Source organism: Streptomyces sp. NPDC059455, assembly GCF_042750115.1.
Classification (GTDB): Bacteria; Actinomycetota; Actinomycetes; order Streptomycetales; family Streptomycetaceae; genus Streptomyces; species Streptomyces endocoffeicus.
Window position 1 is genome coordinate 6,969 of the sequence record NZ_JBHYVB010000156.1, and the last position, 20,649, is coordinate 27,617.

Below are 20,649 nucleotides of genomic sequence, written 5' to 3' on the forward strand. Positions count from 1 at the left end.
GACCGTGGTCAGCGGCCCCGCCGGGATCCTGGACCGGGTCGTGGGGGGCGGCGGCGCGCGGGACACGGGGGGCGCCACACTAAAACCACCCCACCCCCAGCCCCCCCCCCCGCCCCGGCCGGCGCCCCCCCCCCCGCCCACAGACCGGGTAGTTCAGGGCGAGAGCCCAGGCACGTTGGTGCTCTCTTGGTTCCGAACCGCCGTATCCCTGGAGTGCCACCCCAGGGCAAGAGCGATTCGATATACCGAACGACTATCGAAGCGTTTGAGACATACAACTCTGCATCCATTGACGGGCGTTGGCCTCCGTCAGCCACCTCGCTGAGCGCCTCACCGCAGCAGTGAAAACCATACGGCCGGATCGACTCATGGCCATGCGTAGCGAAAGCACTGGTGCCAGCGCACCGGTTTCGACAAGCTGCGACACATGGACTGGACGCCCCTGCTCTCCACACTGACCGGTGCCGTCATCGGCATCGCAGCCACTCTGATCGCCGACCGCAACCGGTGGCGGCGGGAGGAAGCCAGGCACGCTCTGGAAGTACGGCGCGAGGTCTACACGGAGTATGTTTCCGCCCTCAAAGCCGCGGGGGAGGAGATACGGGCCGTCGCCCTGGGCGACTACATGTCCGAGTCGGCACGCGACGCGGCGGTGCGGGAAGCCGTGCGCGGCACCGGCATCTACACGGCGAGCGAACGCCTCTGGCTCGTGGGCCCCCCGCAGGTCGTGGAGGCGGGGAACGAGGCGTTCCACCGCCTGCGCGCGATCCGCGACGCCTATGCCCGTGGAGCGGCTGTCGGCTCCGCCGACGACGCGCCCCTGATAGAGCGGCGACGCAAGGCTATGGCGCAGATGCGTCGCCTCATGCGTGAGGACCTGGGCATCGGACCCCTCGGAATCGAGTGATGTGTCACCAGCCCTGAGCTGGTCCCAACCTCGCTAGGTTCCCGCCACCGTGCAGGTCACAGCCATTCATTGATGGCCGCGACCAGCACGGTCGCCTCGTAGCGGACGGCGAGCTTGTCGACCACCCTGGGAACCGCGCTTCTTGCGGTTGGCGATCTGGTCGCGCTTCTCCGGGATCGTGCAGAGGATATGGGAGGCCAAGGACATCGCGGCTCTCGTGGGCCTACTCGATCCCGAGGCCGTCATGACCGCCGACGGCGGCGGCCTGGTCGGCACCGCCCTGCGTCCGGTCGAGGGAGGGGCGCGCATCGCCCAGTACATGGTCGCGATCGCCGACAAGGCCCCCGGGCTTCGGCTCCTGGAACGTTCGGTGGCCGGTGCGCCCGGCCTGGTCGCCCAGCACGCGGGCGTCACCGTGACGGTGGCCGCGTTCGGCGCTTCCGGCGGCCGCGCCACCCGGATCTGGGTGGTCCACAACCCGGAGAAGCTTCGCCTGTGGACGCCGGATGAGCCCTAGCCAGGGGGTTCGTTCAGGTCATCCGATCACGCACGGCCGCGGGCCTCGGTGGGGGTAGCGTTCCCCGGCTCCCGACAGAGCAACGTTCCGTAACGGGCCTCGGCCCTGCCGAACCTCCTGGCTCACCCGCTCACCCCCCCGCGCCGGGTCACCAAGCCTGGATGACCTGTGGTTTCGCTTTCGTCTCGGTATCCGGGAGCAACTTGACATAGGGCGGCTTATGGAAGATAAAGAGATCTCTTTGGGTTTAACTTCACGCAGCGTGATACTTCGAGGCGTGACAGGCAGCGATTGTCTACGTGAATGAGTGAAGCCGTGTCCCACGCCGCCCTGGATCAGCCGACCCTCGACCCCGCCGGGGAGTGGGAGGCGTGGCGCATCGAGCGCCGTCGCTCGGTGACCTCGTCCACGGGAAACCTCGCCCTCGTCGAAACCCGCTGGTTTCCCGCCGGTGAGCGCCCCGATCTCGACGTGGCCCGCGCCGGAGCACCGGAAGGTGTGACGGTCACCACGCTCGGGCGCACCGACCTCGTCACCGGCCGGCCCGAGCACGGCCTGCGCTTCTGGGACGCCCGGTCACCGGCGATCCGGAACTTCGAGCACATCGAGGTCTTCCCGTACGACCCGGCGTGGGTCCTGGAGGCTTCGTATACGCCGGTTCCGGGCGCCAGGCGGGTCGCGTTCGAGCACATCCGGGACAATAGCGGCACCCGTGACCTCGTCGTGCCGGGGGACATCTCGCTCACCGTGGACGGCCATGACTACACGCTGAGCGCCTTCGATGACGACGGCACGCTGCTGCTGGTCTTCGGCGACCCCACCAACGGGGAGAGCACCTACGGCGCCGGACGCTTCCTCTTCGTCACCCACACCGGCGAGGGCAGGGTCCGCCTCGACTTCAACCGTGCTTTCGTGCCGCCCTGCGGCTTCTCCGACCAGTACAACTGTCCGATGCCGCCGCGGCAGAACCGGTTCCACCTGCCCGTCCGGGCCGGTGAGAAGCGGCCCGTCTTCCGCGGCGGCTTCCCGGCGCAGCACTGATCACCCCGCGACTTCCCTCTGCAGCACGAAAGCGTTCCCCTCATGAACATCAAGAAGACGTCCCTGTACAGCGGTGCCGCCCTCCTCGGCCTGACCCTGACCGCCTGCGGCGGTGGCGCCGGCGGAAGCGGCGCCGCGGGCGGGGCGTACGACAAGAACGCCACGGTCAATATCGGCTCGCTCTACGAACCGCAGAACCTCGACAACACCGCGGGCGGCGGTCAGGGCGTCACCGAGGCGCTGAACGGCAATGTCTACGAAGGGCTGTTCAAGCTCACCGACAACGGCAAGGTCGAGAAGCTGCTCGCCCAGGACTACAAGGTCAGCCCCGACGGACTCACGTACACCTTCACCCTGCGCGACGGAGTGACGTTCCACAGCGGAAAGAAGCTCACCAGCCAGGATGTGAAGTACAGCCTGGAGAAGGTGCTCGCGAAGGACTCGCAGTCCGCGCGCAAGAGCAATCTCGAGGTCGTCAAGTCCATCGCGACACCGGACCCGCACACGGTGCGAGTCCAGCTGTCGAAGAAGTCGATCTCCTTCGTCTACAACCTCTCCTACGTCTGGATCCTCAACTCCCAGGCGAAGAACCTCAAGACGAGCGAGGACGGCACGGGCCCGTACCGGCTGCGCAAGTGGACCCGCGGCTCCGCCCTCGGCCTCGACCGGTTCGCGGGCTACTGGGGCGGCGCGGCCCGCAACAAGCAGGCGGTCTTCCACTACTACAAGGACGCCACGGCGCTGAACAACGCGCTGCTGACGGGCGCCGTCGACGTGGTCACCAGCGAGCAGTCGCCCGACGCCCTCGACCAGTTCAAGAGCAACCAGAACTACAAGGTCAGCGACGGCAATTCCACCACCAAGCTGTTGCTCGTCTTCAACGACAAGGCCAAGCCGTTCACGGACGTCAAGGTCCGCCAGGCCGTCTCCGCGGCCATCGACGACAAGAAGCTGCTGGAGTCCGTCTGGGGCGGCTACGGCAAGCTCATCGGCTCCATGGTGCCGCCCACCGACCCGTGGTACGAGGACCTCACCAAGGTCAACGCGTACGACCCCGCCCGCGCCAAGAGACTGCTCGCCGAGGCGGGATACAAGAACGGTTTCACCTTCACCCTCGACACCCCCAACTACGACCCGCACCCGATAGCGGCCACCTTCATCAAGTCGCAGCTCGCCAAGGTCGGCGTCACCGTCAAGATCAACTCGATCACGCCGGACCAGTGGTACACCAAGGTCTACCAGAACCGCGATTTCACGGCCACGCTCCAGGAACACGTCAACGACCGTGACCTGGTCTGGTACGGCAACCCCGATTTCTACTGGGGCTATGACAACAAGCAGGTCACCCAGTGGGTCGATCAGGCCGAGCAGGCGTCCACCACGGACGAGCAGACCCAGCTGCTGAAGAAGGTCAACCGTAAAACCGCCGAGGACGCGGCCAGCGACTGGCTGTACCTGTATCCGCAGATCGTCGTGGCGAACACCAAGCTGTCCGGCTATCCGGTGAACGGCCTGAACTCCCAGTTCTTCGCCTACGACATCAAGAAGGGCTGATGGCCCGGTACATCCTGCGCCGCCTCGCCTTCCTGCTGGTGTCGCTGGCGCTCGCGAGCGTGGTCCTGTTCGTGCTGCTGCGCCTGTTGCCGGGCGACCCCGCCAACGCGCTCACCTCGGTGGGCGCCGCCCCCGAGCAGATCGCGGCCGCCCGGCACTCCATCGGCTCCGACAGACCCCTGCCCGAGCAATTCAGCCACTGGATCGGACAGTTGGCCAGTGGCGACCTGGGCACGTCATTCATCAGCTCGCTCCCGGTCGGGCCCGAGGTCGGCGCGCGGCTGAGGGTGACGGTCCCGCTCACCCTCGCCGCGTTCGTACTGGCGGTGCTCATCGCCGTACCGGCCGGCTTCATCGCCGCGTACAAGCGGCGGACCTGGTACGGCGCGCTGCTCAGCGGGGTTTCCCAGCTGGGCATCGCCGTCCCGGTGTTCTGGCTCGGCATGATCCTGATCGCCGTCTTCGCGCTGAACGGCGGCTGGCTTCCCGCCGGTGGTTTCCCCCAGGACGGCTGGGCGGAGCCCGCCGAGGCGATGCGCTCCCTCGTCCTGCCGGTCGCCACCATCGCGCTCGTCATGAGCGCCTCGCTGATCCGGTACGTCAGGTCGGCCACGCTCGACGTGCTGGGGAGTGACTATCTGCGCACCGCCCGGGCCCTGGGCTCGTCGTTCGGGCGGGCCATGTGGCGGCACGGACTGCGCAACGCCGCCGTACCGGTGATCTCCATCCTCGGCATCGAGCTGGCGTCCACGCTACTCGGCGCGGTCGTCGTGGAGTCCGTGTACGCACTGCCCGGCCTCGGCTCCCTGCTCGCGACGGGCATCGCACAGCACGACTACCCCGTCATCCAGGGCGTGCTGTTCGTCTCCACACTCGCGGTGCTGCTCATCGGCTTCGCCGCCGACATCCTCCAGCGGATCATCGACCCACGCCTGCGGGGCAGGCTCTCGGGGGGTGTCCGATGAGCCGCCCGTCCATCAGGCACTCGGCCACACTGATCGCCGGATGCGTGACGGCCGGACTGATCGCCCTGCTCGCTCTCGTCTCGCTCCTGTGGGTGCCGTACGCCCCCGACGACACCTCCGGTGGACGGCTCGCGGGCCCCGGCGAGGGCCATCTCCTGGGGACCGACAAGCTCGGCCGCGATCTGTTCACCCAGCTGATGACCGGCTCCCGGATCGCCTTCGAAGCAGGCCTGGGATCGGTCCTCATCGCGGCCGCCATCGGTGTCACCCTGGGCGTCCTGGCCGCGTTCACGCGTGGCTGGCTCGACGACACCCTCTCCGCGCTCCTCGACATCCTCATCGCCTTCCCGACACTGCTCCTCGCGATGCTCGTGGTCGCCACCCGCTCGGCCACCCTGGCGTCCGCCGTCCTGGCCATCGGTCTCGCACAGAGCGCGGTCGTGGGGCGGCTGGTGCGCATCCTGGTCAAACGGGTCCTGACGCAGGACTACATCACGGCCGCGCGCACCTCGGGCACCTCCTGGCCGCGGATCGTGGCCGGGCATGTGCTGCCCAACATCTGGCCCACGCTCATGGTGAACCTGGCTCTCCAGTTCGGGCTCGCGATCCTGGCCGAGGCCGGTCTGTCCTACCTCGGCTTGGGAGCACCGCCGCCCAATGCCTCATGGGGGCGCATGCTGCAGGAAGCGCAGGCCACCTTCACCACCGCCCCGGCCGGCGCGCTCGCCCCGGGCATCCTGCTCGTGCTGCTCGTCATCGGTGTCAACCTGATCGCCGACGGTCTGCGCGACACCCTCGACCCGGCGGCCCGGGGAAGGCGCGGATGAACATCCTCGACGTACGCGGCCTCACCATCCGCGGGACGGACCAACGTGTCCTCGTCGACGACATCTCGTTGACCATCGCCCAAGGGGAACGACTCGGTCTCATCGGCGAGTCGGGGTCCGGCAAATCACTGACCGCGCTCGCCGTACTCGGCCTGCTGCCCGAAGGCATGGCCGCGGCGGGCAGCCTCGAACTCGCCGGCACCGAGGTCGTGGGCGCGAGCGACAGGCAACTGACAGGCGTACGCGGCCGGGACGCCGCCATCGTCTTCCAGGAGCCGCTCACCGCGCTCGACCCGCTGATGCGCGTCGGCAGGCAAGTCGCCGAACCGCTCGGCACACGGCGCGGGTTGCGGGGTGCCGCGCTGAAGCGCGCTGTCGTGGACGCACTGGAGCAAGTGCGGCTACCCGAGCCCGAACGCATCGCCCGCTCCTTCCCGCACGAGATCTCCGGCGGACAGCGGCAGCGCGTCGCCCTCGCCATGGCGCTGGCCTGTGACCCGAAGCTGCTCATCGCGGACGAGCCGACCACCGCGCTCGATGTGTCCGTACAGTCCGAGATACTCGACCTGATCGACACCCTGGTACGCGAACGGGACATGGCGGTCCTCTTCATCAGCCACGACCTCGCGGTCGTCGCGAGGGTCACCGACCGTGCCCTGGTGATGAAGGACGGCCGTGCCGTGGAGGAGGGCGACATCCGAGAGATCGTGCGGGCCCCGCGCGCGCCCTACACCAAGGCGCTGGTGGACAGCGCGCGCACGCTGGAGTCCGCCCTTGACCCCAGGAGCCCGCGATGACCGCCGTACTGGAACTGAGCGAAGCCGCCCTGCGCTACCGGGCCGGCGCACAGCCGGTCGTCGAGGACGTCTCGCTGGCCGTCGAGGCCGGACACAGCCTCGCCCTCGTCGGCGAGTCCGGCGCCGGAAAGACGACGCTGCTGCGTCTGCTGCTCGGGCTCGCCCGGCCCACCTCGGGCACGGTGCGCTTCGACGGGGAGGAACTGAAGCTCCGCGACCGCGACCAGGTGCGGCGGTTCCGGCGCAGCGTCCAGTGTGTCTTTCAGGACCCGTACTCATCGCTCGACCCGCGACAGCGGGTGAGCGGCATCGTGTCCGAGCCACTGCGCTCCCTCGGTATCGCCACCAAGCGCACGGCCGGGCCCAAGGTGGCCGAAGCCCTGGAACGGGTCGGACTGCCGGCCGATGCCGCGGAGCGCTATCCGCACGAGTTCTCCGGCGGACAGCGTCAGCGCATCGCGATAGCCCGCGCGACCGTGTGCGACCCGCGGGTGCTGCTCGCCGACGAACCCGTCAGCGCACTCGACATCACGACCCGGGTCAAGGTCGTCGACCTGCTGAACGAGCTGAAGCGGGAGCAGGGCCTCACGCTCGTCATGGTCTCCCACGATCTGTCGGTCGTCGCCTCGCTCTGCGAACGCACCGCCGTCCTGGAGCGCGGCCGCATCGTCGAGCAGGGCGACACCTCCCAGGTCCTGGGCGCCCCCGAGCATCCGTACACCCGCCACCTCCTCGCCAGGGTTCCGCGACTGCCGGCGTGACGGCGCGAGTGAACGCCCCGGCCTCCCGGCGCGTCCGCGCACGGAAGGGCATCTTCCAGTGCCCTGTGAGGAGAATCGGGGTGACCGCGGCACGGCGTCGACCACACGGAGGTGGAGTGCCATGCGTGAAGCTTCCCCTTGATCGTGGACACCTGGAGACTGGGGCCTGAGAGGGCGTTCGAAGTGGGCAGATTGCCGTTTACGTCCTAGTAGGACTCCGTTATGTCTGTCTCGATCTTGGTGTTGTGTGTGTTCTGATGGGCAGGGGTTGGTGGCAGGTGGTGCGGATGCCGGTCCAGCAGTTCAGTAGGTCTTGGATGGTGTCGAGGATCTGGTAGAGGGTGAGCCTGGTGTGTCGGCTTTGGGGGACAGTCGCTGCTCGGTGAGGAAGGCGTGGGCGGCGGTGACGAGGGTGGCGTGGTGGTGCCAGCCGTTCCAGGAGCGGCCTTCGAAGTGGTCCAGGCCCAGGCCGTGCTTGAGTTCCCGGTAGTCGTGCTCGATGCGCCAGCGGATCTTTGCCAGGCGGACCAGTTCGGGGATCGGGGTGTCGTCGGGCAGGTCGGACAGCCAGAACCGGGTCGGTGCTTCCTCCCCGGCGGGCCATTCGGCCAGCAGTCGCACCTCGGGCAGGACGCCGTCCCACCGGCCGTGCACGGCCACCGCGGCTGCCTGGGCCAGCCGACGCGAGCGCGCCCCGGCCGGCCGGACAAACATCGTCAGGAAGCGCGAGGCCATCGGTCCGCGGGGGCCTTCCCGCCAGGTCACCTGGGTGAAGGCTTCCCGTCCGGCGGCCGCGGCCAGTTCCGCCACCGTCACCGGTGGCTGCCGGTAGCGGGGCACCGGCGGGCGGCCGGTGCCGGACCAGGCCGGGGCGACGGGGTGCGCGTCATGCGGCTGAACGGTGATATCGCCACGGATGCCGACCACATACGCGACTCCCCGCCCGGCCAGACCGGCGCGGAAGTCGGCGTTCTGGCCGTAGCCGGCATCCGCCACCACCACCGGCGGCACCCGTCCCCATCCGGCCAGTTCGTCCAGGGCGTCCAGGGCGTCCAGGGCCAGGCGCCACTTCTGGCGGTGCCCGACGTCCCTGGGCACGCCGGTCCGCCGACGCCGGACGGCGTCGTCCGCCCACTCCCGCGGCACAAACAGCCGCCAGTTCAGTGGGCATGAGGCCACATCGGAGACCGCGTGCACGCTGACGGCGACCTGGCAGTTGGCCTGCTTGCCCAGCGCACCGCAGTACTGGTGGGCGACGCCCACCGACATCCTGCCGTCCTTGGGGAATGACACGTCATCGACCGCCCAGGCGTCCGGGCCGATCCGCGGCACCATCCGCTCCGCGATCCGCCGGCGCCACCTCCTCCAGGTCGGCGGTCACCGGCCGACCCACCATCGCCCGGAACGGGCCGGGCAGTGCGCTTCTGATCATTTTGGCCGGGGTTGGGACGATGTCGACGATGGTTCCGCCGGGCTTCAGCAGCGTTCGGGCCGCGGCGAAGGGAAGCATGCCGGGCGTGTCGAGGACGAGATCGAACCGTTCCGCGAGGGCGGCCGGGTCGAAGCCGAAACCCACGACCAGTTCGACGCCGAGCTCGCGGGCCTCGTCGGTCGCAGGGTTGCGGCAGCTGCCGGCGACCGAGGCTCCCCGCGCCCGGGCGAACTGGGCGGCGGCCCGGCCCACACCACCCAGGCACCCGTTGACGAAGACCGCCTGCCCGGGCCGGATTTCCGCCGTGGCCTGGTAGGCGGTCACGCCCACGGTCGGCAGGGCGGCGGCCTGCTCGTACGAAAGGTCCACCGGTTTGAGCACGACCGCCTTCTCCGGGGCCGTCACCATCTCGGCGAACGCCCCCGCCTGCCGGAACCGAGCCCGGCCGAGTACCGCGTCGCCGGCCTTCAGGCGGGTGACGCCGGCGCCGACCGCCTCGACGACTCCGGCGAAGTCGTGCCCCATCGCCCGGGGAAAGGAGCGGCCGGTCATCAGCTTCATCTCGCCGTTACGCATCTTCCAGTCCAGCGCGTTGGAAGCCGCCGCTCGGACGCGGACGAGAACCTCATCCGGACCCGGGCGTGGTGGCTCGAACTCAGCGAGCCGAATCACCTCCGGGCCGCCGTAGCGGTCGTATTGAAGGCGCTTCACGAGGCGTATTCGTTCGAGATCTCGGTGGCGTAGTTCTTCCAGAGCGGTTTCATGGTCTCGGCGTTGACCGGCTGCCCGGAATCGATCATGGCCTTGAAGTCGCGGAAGTACTGCACATACAGGTCCGGCGTGAAGGTGTTCAGCATGACCGCGTTCTCGTCGCCGACGTTGGCGAACGTGTGCGGCGCCCCGGTCGGCACGATGACCCAGGTGCCCGGCCCGGCGTCGTATTGGTCCTCGCCGACGGTGAACCGGAAAGTTCCCGCCAGCACGTAGAAGCCCTCGTCATGCTGGGCGTGGCGATGCTGCAACGGGCTCGGGGTGCCTGGCGGAATGGTGACCTCGGCGAACCCCAGCCGGTGGTCGGTGTGCTCGCCGTTCTCCAGGATGCGGATCTGCTGTGCCCCGCTGCCGAGGATCTCGCCCTCACCGGGGCGGACGATGTTTACCTTCGCCACGACTTCTCCTATTGCTATTGCGTGCCTTGGTCACCACCATCCTTTCCCGGGCCGGCTGTGCGCGTCTTGGTCGTCTGTGCACGATTGCTGGTTACCAGTGCGCGGGCGTTGTAGCCGTACGTCGCCTTGAAGAGCTTGCTGAAATGGGTGGGATCGGAGAATCCCCACCGGGCGGCCACGGCGGTGACAGTACGTCCGCTTCCGGTCAGCTCGGCTCGGCAGCGCTCCAGGCGGCGACGGCGGATCAGGGCCGCGACGGTGAGCGGCTGGTCCTCGAACAGCTTGTGCAGCCGGCGTACTGAGATGTAGTGGGCGGCGGCGATGCCGGGCGGGGACAGATCGGGATCGGCCAGCCGCGCCTCGATGTAGCCGGTGATCCGGTCCCGCAGCCACTCGTCCGGGGCCGGTTGTTCGTCGCCGAGCCGGGCCTCCAATGCGACCGCGATCAGCTCGACGACGGCCGCCGCCGACCGCAGCGCCTCCGCCTCGCGGAACTCGGTCGCCGACCGCGCCGACTCCCGGGCCAGCACGGAGACGAGAGCGCCCGGGCCGTGGCTGCCGTCGATGCGTACGCCGATGAGCCGGTCGATCTGCGCGGGCCGGATCCGAAGCTCCCGGCGCGGAACCAGGATAGTGACGTGCGCCGCGGCGGTGCTCTCGAACCGGAGCGTACGCGTGGGATCGAGCAGCACCAGGTCGGTCGGCCCGAGTTCGGCGTCGCCGCGCCCTTGCTCGATCCGCGTCCGGCCCCAGGTCATCACCTTGACCGCCAGGTTCTCGCCGTCGGAGGCGTCGCGCTCCCGCCCGATGCAGGCGCTCTCTGGCGTGTCGAGGGAGACCAGCCGCAACGGCCCGAGGTCGCGGGTGGCGATCCGGCCCCGGAAGCTGGCCCCGGCCAGCTTGTTGACCAGCGGCGGAAACCCGCTGGCGGCCAGCTCGTCCTGGAACGTCTCAAGGTTGCCGATCACCGGTCAACGATAACGGCGACACTTCTGCTCGGGCACGGTGTTCGGCGGGCGTTACAGCGGCGCCGGCCCGCATCTGCTCCACCAGGCTCTGGTGCACGCGATGGACGGCTCGGTCGCGCCGGCGACCGACGGCCGAACGGTGAGCGCAGCACCGATATCGGAATTGGTGCGCCGGACCGGGGCCAGTGCCAGTAACGGGCCGAGGGTGTCGATCACGCGATGGGCGGCGGAGTGCGAGACGCCGAACAGCGGTCCGATCTGGCGCATCGTGAGGTTGGTGCGCCAGTAGGCGGCGACCAGTAGCACGCGGTCGGCTAGGTCCAGTCGCCATTGCCGGCCAGGGCGGCCGTCGGCGATCTCGTCCCCGCCGCGCTGGGCCACGACGCGCACGAGCTTGCGGAACTGGCCGGGTTCCAAACCCGTGAACGGAGCGATCCACTCCGACCGCGATGCCGTGATCACCTGCATCCCACCATGATCAACGATCACCTGGACACACCTGTCACCGGTTACGAGACAGCCTTTAGCGCGTTGTCGTAGGAATCCCCCTACTGCTAATACTCCAGTGTGACTTCGCGATCTTGTAGGGACCCTGGTCGGGGACGGGTGCGGTCACCGTGTGATCATCGGGTTGTGTGGACTCCTTTCGCTTGACCAGGCCATCAAGGTGATCACAGGACGAGCATGAGTTTGCCGCCGGGGCGGCGGGATTGGCTGAGCTTGGCCGCTTCCTGGATCTGGTCGAGGGTGTAGGTGCGGGCGACCGGTACGACCAGGATGCCTTCGCCGGCGAGCCTGGCGTACTCATTCATCTGGTCGTAGCGGATCTCGGTGGTGATCCGGACGCCCAGTTCGGCTGCGGCGGCGAAGTCCGAGACGGTGAGGACACGGTCGGGATCCCCGGTCAGCTCGATCAAGGTCGGTAGCGAGCCGCCGGCCGGACTGGGCTGGTCGGCGCGGTCGATCCGGCCCCCGGTCGGCGCGGTGTCCAGGGCCCGGTCCACGGGGCCTGGGGTCAGTGCGCTGACGCGTTCGGCCATGCCCTCGCCGTAGGCGGTCACCTGGGCGCCGATCTCTTCCAGGGCGGCGGCCCGAGTCGGCCCGGCTGTGGCGATCACCCGAATACCCCGGTGCAGCGCGAAGCGCACCGCCGCCTCACCCACGGTGGTGCCCGCGCCGTGGACGAGCAGCAGCTCACCCGGCTGGACGCCGAGGTCGTCGAGCGCGCGCCACGCCGTCTCGGCCGCCATCGGCAGCGCGGCGGCCTGCTCGGCGGTTACGCCCTCGGGAATGCGTGCCCAGGCCGGCATCAGCGCGTACTCGGCGGCGCCGGCCGTCGGGCCGTCGAAGGTGGCCGGGCCGAACACGCGGTCGCCGATCTGGACGCCGGTGACGCCCTCGCCGAGCGCGTCGACGGTGCCCGCGACCTCGAGGCCGAGCCCGCGCGGCAGCGGCGGCAGATGGTCGGCGAGGAGACCGTCGACGACGTGCCAGTCGGCCGGTGTCAGGCCGCACGCCCGCACGGCGATCCGGATCTGGCCGGGTCCCGGCTCCGGCTGTGGGACGTCGCGGAGCACGATCACGTCCGGGGAACCGAACCGGTCGAATTGCAGAGCCTTCATGACGACCTCCTGGCTGATAACAGCATCTGTTGTCATTGACCGTACCAGCTGATAACAGCTCCTGTTGTCGTATCCTGGTGGGTATGCCGCGATGGGAATCCGACGCACAGGGCCGGCTCGAACGCGCGGCGCTCGAGCTGTTCGAGACGCAGGGGTTCGAGCGCACCTCGGTCGCGCAGATCGCAGGCGCCGCCGGTCTGAAGGAGCGCTCCTTCTATCGCTACTTCCCCGACAAGCGGGAAGTCCTCTTCGCCGGCAACGAACTCGAGGCCCACCTCGTCGCCCAGGTCGAGGCGGCCGACCCGGGCCTCCCCCCGATCGAGGCGCTGCTGACCGCGCTGGGAACCGCCGAGGAGATCTTCCGCCCACGCGAGTTCCTGCTGCGCCGGGGAAGAGTGATCGCCGCCAACCCGGCGCTGGCCGAGCGCGATCTGATCAAGCTCGCCGACATCGCCGACGCGCTGGCACCGGCGCTCGAGCGCCGCGGCGTCGAGCCCGGCAAAGCACGCTTCATCATCGACGTGGTGCTGGCGATCCACCGGCGCGCCATGCCCCGCTGGCTAGCCGAGCCGGACACCACCCTCGCTCAGCTCATGGCCCAGGCCGCCGCCGAGCTGCGCGAAGTGGTCGCGCCGCCAGCTCCGACGGTCCGCTGAGTCGGCCGCAAACAGGCCTCGCAGGTAAGCGTAGAACCAGCTGTCCGGGAAACGGCCTTACCTCAGTGCGGTTTCCTGGTCCATCTGGTGGGTTCCTTGAGAGATCGTCGCCGGTAGTGACTGCGTCGAGCTGCTGACTGGTGGTGTCGGCGCCAGCTGGACCAGTGCAGCAGTTTGGCCGTGGTGATGGCCGTCGGAGTGAGGACTGCGGTGAGCAGGCGACGGATCTCCGGGACGGTCAGATGTATCGGCTCATGTTTTCGGGTGGGGTGGTGCGGTTCGGTGGGCCGGTGGGGTGCCGCGCTGGCGACGGCGACGGCGGTGAGGAAGGCTAGGGCGAGCATGGCGAGGGTGGTGTGCCGGTGCCATGCCGTCCAGTGCCTGACCTGGTAGTGGTCGAGCCCGACCTGACCCTTTGCGGCCTGGAAGCACTCCTCGATACTCCAGCGGGCACCGGCGACACGGACCAGCCCCGCCAGCGTCACTTCGGTGGGTGACCAGCACCGGTAGAAGGCGAGTTCGCCGGTGGTCCGGTTGCGGCGGATAAGCAGGTGGCGATGGTGGTCACTGCCGATGCGGACCCAGGCCCAGTCGTAGTAGCGCGGGCCCTTCGCGCCACTGCCGGCGCTCTGCCGGTGCCAGGACGCCTTCGGCAGGCGGTCCGCGACGGTATCCGCGCGGGCAGGCGCGCGGCCGTTGTTGATCTGCACCCTGGCTGAGCAGGCCACGGCCAGGACGTATCCGATACCCCGTTCTTCCAGACGGGCGCGAAGGTGGGGGTCCTGACCGTAGGCTCCGTCGCCGGTCACCCAGGAAGCGGTGACTCCGGCATCCAACGCGGCAGCGATCATGTCCCCGACCAGGCGGGACTTGGTCGCGAAGGTCACGTCGTCGGGTACTCCAGCCGTGCGACGGCGCTCGGGGTCGGCGCACCAAGACTGCTCGGGTAGGTAAAGTCGGCGGTCGATGAGCGCCCGTCCACGGCTGGTGACGTAGGCGAGGAACACGCCGACTGGGGAATTCTCGATGCGTCCGGCGGTGCCGGTGTATTGCCGCTGCACGCCTGCCGAGGAGTGACCCTTCTTCACGAAGCCGGTCTCGTCCACAACCAGCACCGAGTCGTCGGTGCCGAGGTGTTCGACGGCGTAGGCGCGGACTTCGTCGCGGACGGCGTCGGCGTCCCAGCGGGCGGAGCGCAGCAGCCGCTGCATGGGCCCAGGCCGGGTGTGACCGGCCTGCTCGGCCAGTTGCCAGCAGTTCTTTCGCTCGGTGTTCGACAGCAGTCCGAGCAGATAGGCGCGTGCAGTCGCTCGCGGTTCCACCCGCCCGAACTGGCCCGCGATTCGGGCCATTGCCTGGTCGAACATCGCCCGCCAACGGACAAGGTGCACGCTACGGCCCACATCCACCGCACGATCTTCAGGAGTCCACACAACCCCGATGATCACGCGGTGGCCGTACCCGTTCCCGACCGGGATCCCCCCACAAGATCGCGAAGTCACACTGGAGTACTAATCGATGATGCAATTCCATCCAGCGCAGCAGTTTCCGCCATCGCATTCGAGTTGTATTGGCCCGGCATCGCTGTGATGGATCAGCCCGTCACCGACACTGCGTCGGGCGTCATCGCGCCGCCATTGAACGCCTTCCAGATCGCCTTCGAGGGCCGCCTGACCCCGAGCAACAACTGACCACTCAACAACCAAGATCAGCCGTTAAATTAATTGACACACCCGGAATCGGGTGTCGGTGGTTGAGTCGGGGCCCAGGGTCTGCACGCGCCACGGGCCGATCCCCATGCGCAGGTAACCGTCGATGGTGCGCCTGATGTCGCTGGTCACGACGCAGATCTGCACCACGTCCCCAAGAAGCGCGGCGGTCACGCGCCCGTCTCCGTGGGAGCCCGGTCGATCGGGTGGACGATCGGTCGCAGCAACTCGGCCAGGTACCGGGACAGTTCCGCCGGCTCCATCGTGGCGAGCGCTCCGGCGCGGACCACGTAACGGCTGAAGGTGACTCCCAGCAGCACCGAGCCGAGCAGGTCGACCCGCTCGTCGACGTCCGGCCCGGTGAGCACCGCGCGATAGGCACGCGCGCTCTGCGCCTGCATCGTCACGTACAGATCGGTCGCGAGAGGATCGTCCGCCGCCGCGCTGCGGATCAGGGCCACCATCGGATCGGAGCTCCTCGCGGCCTCCATCCGCTCGACGAACGCTGTCGCGATGCGCTCCGGCAGTCCCTCCGCATCACCGGCCAGGACCGTGTCGAGTTCATCCGGACCCTGGATCGACGCACGGAGCAGTCCCTCCTTCGAGCCGAAGTGACGCATGACGAGCCCGTGCGTCACGCCGGCACGGGCGGCCACGCCGCGGATCGTCATACGGCTGTAGCCCCGCTCGTACAGCTCACGGCGGGCAGCGTCGAGGATCGCCCGCCGACTCGCCTCGGGATCGCGCCGCCGCCGGGCCACCGGCGGTTCGCCCGGCGACTCCACCGCGCGGCCGGGAGCACACCGGTCTTCCTCTGAGGGATTCATGCACCAAGTATACGGCTGGTCATTAACTCGGACCTCACGTACGCTCCTAATAACCACTTGGTCATTAGGGGGTTGTTGTCATCGATCACACAGAGCACCGTGCACCGCCGCCGGCGGAGCAGCGGGCGGTGAGTCCGCGGCGCCTTGTCGTCGTCGCCGTGATCGCCGCTCTCGTTTCGCTCCTGCTCGCGGCGTCGTACGAGTACGCCACACACGCGCCCTCGCCCCACGGCATCTCGGTCGAGGTGGTGGGCGAGGCGAGCCGTGTCGATGCCGTGTCGCGGCACCTGGCATCGGCCGCACCCGGCTCCTTCACCGTCGAACGGGTGCCGGACGCCTCGGTCGCCACCTCACGGGTCGCGGACAACCGCGCGGACGCCGCCCTGATCCTGCCCGCGTCCGGCGCCGACCGGATCGTTGTCGCCGGTGCGATGGGGCCGACGCTGGAGCGGACCATCGTCTCGAGTCTCTCCTCGGCGCTGCCGGACACCGGAGTCGAGCCCGTCGTGACGGACGTCGCCGCGCTGTCCCGGAACGACGAGGCTGGACTGTCCAGTTTCGTCTTCGAGCTCGGGCTCCTGGTTCCGAGCGTCCTGGGCAGCGTGGGCCTCTACCTGGTGGGTGTCCGCGCGCGCCTCTGGTGGCGGGTCGCGGGTGCCGCGCTGTACGCCGCGCTCGCAGCCCTGCTGGACGTGCTTCTGCTCGATGTCGGCTTCGGCGCCCTCACCGGCGCCCCCTTCGAGCTGTTTGGCATCGGCTTCGCCGGGGGCCTGACCTTCGTCCTCGTCGTCGCGGCCTTCCAGGCGTCCCTCGGACTCCCCGGCACCGGGCTCGCGGCGCTGATCTTCCTCTTCGTCGGCAACGCGGCAAGCGGAGGAACGACACCGTCCGCGATGCTGCCGAACGTCTACCGGCAGATGTCCGAGTGGCTCCCCAACTCCGCCGTCGTGCGCGCCACCAGGGCGGCGGTCTACTTCGACGGACACGGGACCGGCCAGCCCCTCGTGGTCCTCGCCCTCTGGGCCGGGGTGGCGATGGCCATCCTGATCGCCAATGACCGGCTCCATCTGAGCGAACGACGGCGCTCACCCGACGACCACCTCCTGATCCACGCGACCCCGGGGGTTGTCCACCTGGCGCGTCGACGCCGTAGGAACCGCCCGGGACAGGAGCCCGAGACCCCGACCATCAAGCGCACCGCGACACCTGAGAGAAACGGAGCACTGTCATGACACAGGAGCACACCTCACCCGTCCTCCACCCGGCGGCTCACCGCCTCACCGGCATGGACCGCCACACGGTCACGGTCGACGGGCACCGGCTGAATGTCTTCGCCGCGGGGACCGGCCCGGAGATCATCGTCCTGGTGCCCGGCATCCCCGACTCGTCGGCGGTCTACCGGGGCCAGGTCCCCGGGCTCCTGGAGGCCGGGTACCGGGTCATCGCACCCGACCTCCTCGGACAGGGCGACTCGGACATGCCGGCCGACGTGGCAAGTTACACGATCGCGAAGGACCAGGAACGCCTGTGGGCGATCGTCGACGAACTCGGGGCGGAGACCTTCCACCTCGTGGGTCACGACCGCGGGGCCGCGTCGACGTGGGCCATGGCCGCCCACCGCCCCGACCGGGTCAGGTCCTACGTCGCGCTGAGCATCGGTCACCCCGGCGCGCGGAGGTACGCGGCGTACGAGCAGAAGCAGTTGTCGTGGTACATGCTGCGGTTGCTGTTCTCCGACGCCGAGGAGTGGTTGCGCAGCGAGGCGGAGGGCGAGGGCGGGCCCTGGTCGACGTTCCGCTGGTGGGTGGGCAACCACCCCGAGGCAGACGCCTGGATCGCCGATCTGGAAAGGCCCGGCGCGGTGCGGGCGATGCTCAACTTCTACCAGGCCAACATCCACCCCGTGAACGCGAAGATCAGCCCAATCCCCCGGGTCGAGGTGCCGACGCTCGGGATCTGGCCGGAAGGAGACATCTACAGCAGCCTCGAACAGATCGCACGCTCGGGCGAGTGGGTCGACGGCCCATGGCGCTTCGAGCGACTGCGAGGAGCCGGACACTTCCTCCAACTCGACCGCCCCGCCGCACTGACCCGACTGATACTGAGCCACACCGAGACGTACCGCGGCTAGGGACGCTGCGGCCGATGCCCCTGGGTCAGGTCCGGGCAGCCGCTTCGGGCAGGACCCTGATCCTGTGCTGACCACCTGCCAACACACCGCTTGATCGCGGCAGGCAGACTCTTGATGCCGCACACACGGACCTCTCCGTCCGGGTGCGCGGCATCACTCAGGACTGGGTCGGCGACGGCAGCGCGGCGCCCACACACCGGCTTCCCGAGGTGGAGTGACGCCATCCTCAAGGTGCTGCCCGATGCTCATGTACGGCTCCGGCGTCCGCCCCGGCAAAGCCGGTAACTGATCCCGGCCCCAAGCCTCGATCCTGTGAACCAGTTCCTCACTGAACGTGCCCGGGCCGACAGGGGCCGCCCGGGCGGCTCGGCGATCGCGCGCCCGGCTCGCCGCGTCTCGGCAGAAGCCCGCCCAGGAGCAACCGTCTGCGTCCTCGTTGATCCACGGGGGCGGACCAGTTGGGTGCTCTCGGGCGGAGCGCGGCCTCGCCGTCAGCGGCTGTGGGAGACCGCCGCGACGGAAGGCGTGCGTGCGGCTCGGCCTGCGGGTAGTGCGCCTGCCACCGCGGCCGACGCGACAAGGCTGCCCAGAACAAACACGAGTTGGGTCGCCGACTCGCGCGGCGATGGCCCGGATCGTCGTCTTGCTGTGGTCGTGCTCGCAGAGCTCTGCCCGGGCCACCTCAAGGATGGCCTTCGGACTCACTGCCCGATCGCGCCGACGCCGCGGAGCTGCGGCGCCGTGACGCTGTCCGGCGCGGGCTCGGGCTTGCGGCGTGCGGTCGGCGATTCGCTCGCTCATCCGCCTGAGTATACGGATGGTCAATTGGCGCAGCGGGGTGTATGGCCCTTACTGACCACCTGGTCATTAAGGGCGGTGGTCAGCCTGCCGAGGAGCAGTACTTCCCATGACTCACCTACAGCAGCCGATGGCATGCGAAGGGCTCAGTCACCGGCACGACCCGGCACAGGGTGGTCGTGGACGGGCATCGCGTCAGCGCCTTCGAGGCGGGTGCCGACCGGAGAACCATCGTGTTGGTGCCGGGCACTCCGGAGGTCCGGCGCGGCCAGGCACACGACGCCGTTACCGGGTGATCGCGCCGGACTGCCGACCGACCCGCTGATGCCCCGTCCGAAGACACCGATCCACAACGACGAACGAGAAGAGGCACATCATGCCGGTCCCTGAGCCGCTGACGCCCGAGAACACCACCATCGTGTTGATCGACCACGCGGTCGGCTTCGCGAACCTGTTGCGCTCCCACGACCTCGGCACACACATCAACAACGTCGTCGGGCTGGCCAAGACCGCGACACTCTTCGAGACGGGCCTCGTGGTCACCAACGGCCAAAGCGACAAACCTTCCGGCCCGCTCTACCCCGAGCTCCTCGCGGTTATCGGCGATGACTTCCCCGTGATCGAGCGCCCCGGCGCGACCAATGCCTTCGCGGATACGAGCTTCGCGGCCGCCGTCGAGGCCACAGGCCGCCACAGGCTGGCGATCGCGGGAGTGTCGACCGAGGGATGCGTGCTGCAGAGTGTCCTTGGGGCGATGCGTCTAGGCTATGAGGTGTACGTGATCGCCGACGCCTCCGGCTCCCTCACCAAGGAGACCCACGACATCGCCATACAGCGCATGGTTCAGGCCGGCGCGGTGCCGACCACGTGGTACTCGCTGGCCGGTGAACTCGAGTACGACCACACCTCGGCACGGGGCCCGCTCCTGCAGCAGGTTATGCGCGAGCACCAGCCCACGATGGCGAAGGGCGTACAAGCCTACGCTTTCACCAAGTCGCTGATGCAACGGTCATAACGATTTCACCCCTCCCGGGAGCATGCCGACGAGCGGGCAGGTCCGGTGGAGCCGTTCGAGATCGACGGCGTGCCGGCTCCGGCGCGGTCGAAGGCGCCGACGCCTGGTCTGGTGATGCTGTTCCCGCCCGATTGCCCACGGCACTGCCGAGATCAGCGTCGCCCGGGTCGGCGCGAGCAAGTGGAGCAACCGCTCGCGACGTCATAGCACCGTCTCCGGACACTTGACCAGGCTCGGCCCCGGCAGGCGATTCACCGATCCGACCGGCGAGAACAACCGCAAGCCAGGCAAGATCCATGCCCGTTGGCCCGGTCACGTGGTGCACTATCCCTGTCGGTGGCAGACGCTCGCAAATCCGGTGCCAGGTTTTGTCAGCCCCACCCCATACCAAAGGCGAAGGTCTCGTTCACCCCTGGGGCTATAGTCGACGACCAACAGCAACACGCCGTTCCACCGCTTGAACGACTTCGCCGACAACAACTTCCCGAACAACGGATGTGTCTCCGCGACGACCCTCACCTCACACGGCAAGACCGCACGAAGATGTTGCAGTCGATCGCCTTCACTTCCGGCACCGGCAAGTCCCACCTGCTGATCGCTCTGGACACCGAGGCCGCGATGCACGGCTACCACGTCCGCTACGTGCTGGCCACCAAGCTCGTCAACGAGCTGGTCGAAGCTGCCGACGAGAAGCAGCTGTCCAAGACGATCGCCCGCTACGGCCGTGTCGATCTTTTATGCATTGATGAACTCGGCTACATGGAGCTTGACCGCAGGGGCGCCGAACTGCTGTTTCAGGTTCTGACCGAGCGCGAGGAGAAGAACAGCGTCGCCATCGCTTCCAACGAGGCTTTCACGAAAGCGCACATGTTCCGGCGAACTCGTGCAAGGTGCTGCCGAAACTTCACGGGTTCGGCAGGCGTCCTTCGTCGACGTGGTCGGCGAGATAGATC

The 20,649-nt window shown here is 68.6% G+C and carries 17 protein-coding genes and 5 pseudogenes; 13 read left to right on the top strand and 9 right to left on the bottom strand.

Annotation, left to right across the window (positions count from 1 at the left end):
• Nucleotides 1-427: 427 nt before the first annotated feature.
• The 8 genes and pseudogenes from ACFXB5_RS38705 to ACFXB5_RS38740 all read left to right on the top strand — a co-directional run bounded on the left by ACFXB5_RS38705 (nucleotide 428) and on the right by ACFXB5_RS38740 (nucleotide 7,369).
• Nucleotides 428-907 (top strand): hypothetical protein, encoded by a 480-nt coding sequence (locus ACFXB5_RS38705; protein WP_385217370.1) that lies wholly within the window; start codon nucleotides 428-430, stop codon nucleotides 905-907.
• A gap of 178 nt (nucleotides 908-1,085) precedes the next feature.
• A pseudogene (locus tag ACFXB5_RS38710) lies at nucleotides 1,086-1,424 on the top strand (RNA polymerase subunit sigma-24); the annotation flags it as partial.
• A gap of 303 nt (nucleotides 1,425-1,727) precedes the next feature.
• Nucleotides 1,728-2,465: a DUF1684 domain-containing protein gene (locus ACFXB5_RS38715; protein WP_385217373.1), complete on the top strand. Its 738-nt coding sequence runs from the start codon at nucleotides 1,728-1,730 to the stop codon at nucleotides 2,463-2,465.
• 42 nt (nucleotides 2,466-2,507) lie between these two features.
• Nucleotides 2,508-4,019: an ABC transporter substrate-binding protein gene (locus ACFXB5_RS38720; RefSeq protein ID WP_385217376.1), complete on the top strand. Its 1,512-nt coding sequence runs from the start codon at nucleotides 2,508-2,510 to the stop codon at nucleotides 4,017-4,019.
• Nucleotides 4,019-4,984 carry an ABC transporter permease gene (locus ACFXB5_RS38725; protein ID WP_385217378.1) on the top strand — a complete coding sequence of 322 codons (966 nt, stop codon included), beginning with the start codon at nucleotides 4,019-4,021 and terminating at the stop codon, nucleotides 4,982-4,984. The genes ACFXB5_RS38720 and ACFXB5_RS38725 overlap by 1 nt, the downstream gene beginning before the upstream one ends.
• Nucleotides 4,981-5,811: an ABC transporter permease gene (locus ACFXB5_RS38730; protein ID WP_385217381.1), complete on the top strand. Its 831-nt coding sequence runs from the start codon at nucleotides 4,981-4,983 to the stop codon at nucleotides 5,809-5,811. Before ACFXB5_RS38725 ends, ACFXB5_RS38730 begins: the two co-directional genes overlap by 4 nt.
• Nucleotides 5,808-6,608, top strand: a complete 801-nt coding sequence (locus ACFXB5_RS38735; protein WP_385217384.1) for an ABC transporter ATP-binding protein — start codon at nucleotides 5,808-5,810, stop codon at nucleotides 6,606-6,608. The genes ACFXB5_RS38730 and ACFXB5_RS38735 overlap by 4 nt, the downstream gene beginning before the upstream one ends.
• On the top strand, nucleotides 6,605-7,369 hold the full coding sequence (locus ACFXB5_RS38740) for an ABC transporter ATP-binding protein (protein WP_385217387.1): 765 nt from the start codon (nucleotides 6,605-6,607) through the stop codon (nucleotides 7,367-7,369). The genes ACFXB5_RS38735 and ACFXB5_RS38740 overlap by 4 nt, the downstream gene beginning before the upstream one ends.
• 303 nt (nucleotides 7,370-7,672) lie before the next feature.
• Here the strand turns inward: ACFXB5_RS38740 and ACFXB5_RS38745 are convergent.
• From ACFXB5_RS38745 to ACFXB5_RS38770, 6 genes and pseudogenes are all read right to left on the bottom strand, one after another.
• Nucleotides 7,673-8,725, bottom strand: a pseudogene (locus ACFXB5_RS38745) (IS701 family transposase); the annotation flags it as partial.
• Nucleotides 8,664-9,512: an NADP-dependent oxidoreductase gene (locus ACFXB5_RS38750; RefSeq protein WP_385217390.1), complete on the bottom strand. Its 849-nt coding sequence runs from the start codon at nucleotides 9,510-9,512 to the stop codon at nucleotides 8,664-8,666. The gene ACFXB5_RS38750 and the pseudogene ACFXB5_RS38745, both read right to left, overlap by 62 nt.
• Entirely contained in the window at nucleotides 9,509-9,970 is a 462-nt protein-coding gene (locus ACFXB5_RS38755; protein WP_155342733.1) for a cupin domain-containing protein, read from the bottom strand. Before ACFXB5_RS38755 ends, ACFXB5_RS38750 begins: the two co-directional genes overlap by 4 nt.
• Before the next feature lie 14 nt (nucleotides 9,971-9,984).
• On the bottom strand, nucleotides 9,985-10,938 hold the full coding sequence (locus ACFXB5_RS38760; protein ID WP_385217394.1) for a helix-turn-helix domain-containing protein: 954 nt from the start codon (nucleotides 10,936-10,938) through the stop codon (nucleotides 9,985-9,987).
• 156 nt (nucleotides 10,939-11,094) lie between these two features.
• Nucleotides 11,095-11,406, bottom strand: a pseudogene (locus tag ACFXB5_RS38765) (transposase family protein); the annotation flags it as partial.
• Between the two features lie 203 nt (nucleotides 11,407-11,609).
• Complete coding sequence (locus ACFXB5_RS38770; RefSeq protein WP_385217397.1) at nucleotides 11,610-12,560, bottom strand: NADP-dependent oxidoreductase; 951 nt, start codon at nucleotides 12,558-12,560, stop codon at nucleotides 11,610-11,612.
• 83 nt (nucleotides 12,561-12,643) lie between these two features.
• Between ACFXB5_RS38770 and ACFXB5_RS38775 the strand changes: the two genes are divergently transcribed.
• Complete coding sequence (locus ACFXB5_RS38775) at nucleotides 12,644-13,216, top strand: TetR/AcrR family transcriptional regulator (RefSeq protein WP_385217400.1); 573 nt, start codon at nucleotides 12,644-12,646, stop codon at nucleotides 13,214-13,216.
• A gap of 323 nt (nucleotides 13,217-13,539) precedes the next feature.
• Here ACFXB5_RS38775 and ACFXB5_RS38780 read toward each other — a convergent pair.
• From ACFXB5_RS38780 to ACFXB5_RS38790, 3 genes and pseudogenes are all read right to left on the bottom strand, one after another.
• Nucleotides 13,540-14,583 (bottom strand): annotated as a pseudogene (locus ACFXB5_RS38780) (IS701 family transposase); the annotation flags it as partial.
• A 348-nt stretch (nucleotides 14,584-14,931) separates the two neighbouring features.
• Nucleotides 14,932-15,099 (bottom strand): hypothetical protein, encoded by a 168-nt coding sequence (locus ACFXB5_RS38785; protein WP_385217403.1) that lies wholly within the window; start codon nucleotides 15,097-15,099, stop codon nucleotides 14,932-14,934.
• Nucleotides 15,096-15,752 (bottom strand): TetR family transcriptional regulator, encoded by a 657-nt coding sequence (locus ACFXB5_RS38790; protein ID WP_385217405.1) that lies wholly within the window; start codon nucleotides 15,750-15,752, stop codon nucleotides 15,096-15,098. Before ACFXB5_RS38790 ends, ACFXB5_RS38785 begins: the two co-directional genes overlap by 4 nt.
• Before the next feature lie 128 nt (nucleotides 15,753-15,880).
• Here ACFXB5_RS38790 and ACFXB5_RS38795 point away from each other — a divergent pair, with 128 nt between their 5' ends.
• The 4 genes and pseudogenes from ACFXB5_RS38795 to ACFXB5_RS38810 form a co-directional block, all read left to right on the top strand.
• Entirely contained in the window at nucleotides 15,881-16,984 is a 1,104-nt protein-coding gene (locus tag ACFXB5_RS38795; protein WP_385217408.1) for a hypothetical protein, read from the top strand.
• On the top strand, nucleotides 16,981-17,883 hold the full coding sequence (locus ACFXB5_RS38800; protein ID WP_385217411.1) for an alpha/beta fold hydrolase: 903 nt from the start codon (nucleotides 16,981-16,983) through the stop codon (nucleotides 17,881-17,883). Before ACFXB5_RS38795 ends, ACFXB5_RS38800 begins: the two co-directional genes overlap by 4 nt.
• Before the next feature lie 1,174 nt (nucleotides 17,884-19,057).
• Nucleotides 19,058-19,696 carry an isochorismatase family protein gene (locus ACFXB5_RS38805; RefSeq protein ID WP_385217414.1) on the top strand — a complete coding sequence of 213 codons (639 nt, stop codon included), beginning with the start codon at nucleotides 19,058-19,060 and terminating at the stop codon, nucleotides 19,694-19,696.
• Nucleotides 19,697-20,263: 567 nt separating this feature from the next.
• Nucleotides 20,264-20,554 (top strand): annotated as a pseudogene (locus ACFXB5_RS38810) (ATP-binding protein); the annotation flags it as partial.
• Between the last annotated feature and the right edge of the window lie 95 nt (nucleotides 20,555-20,649).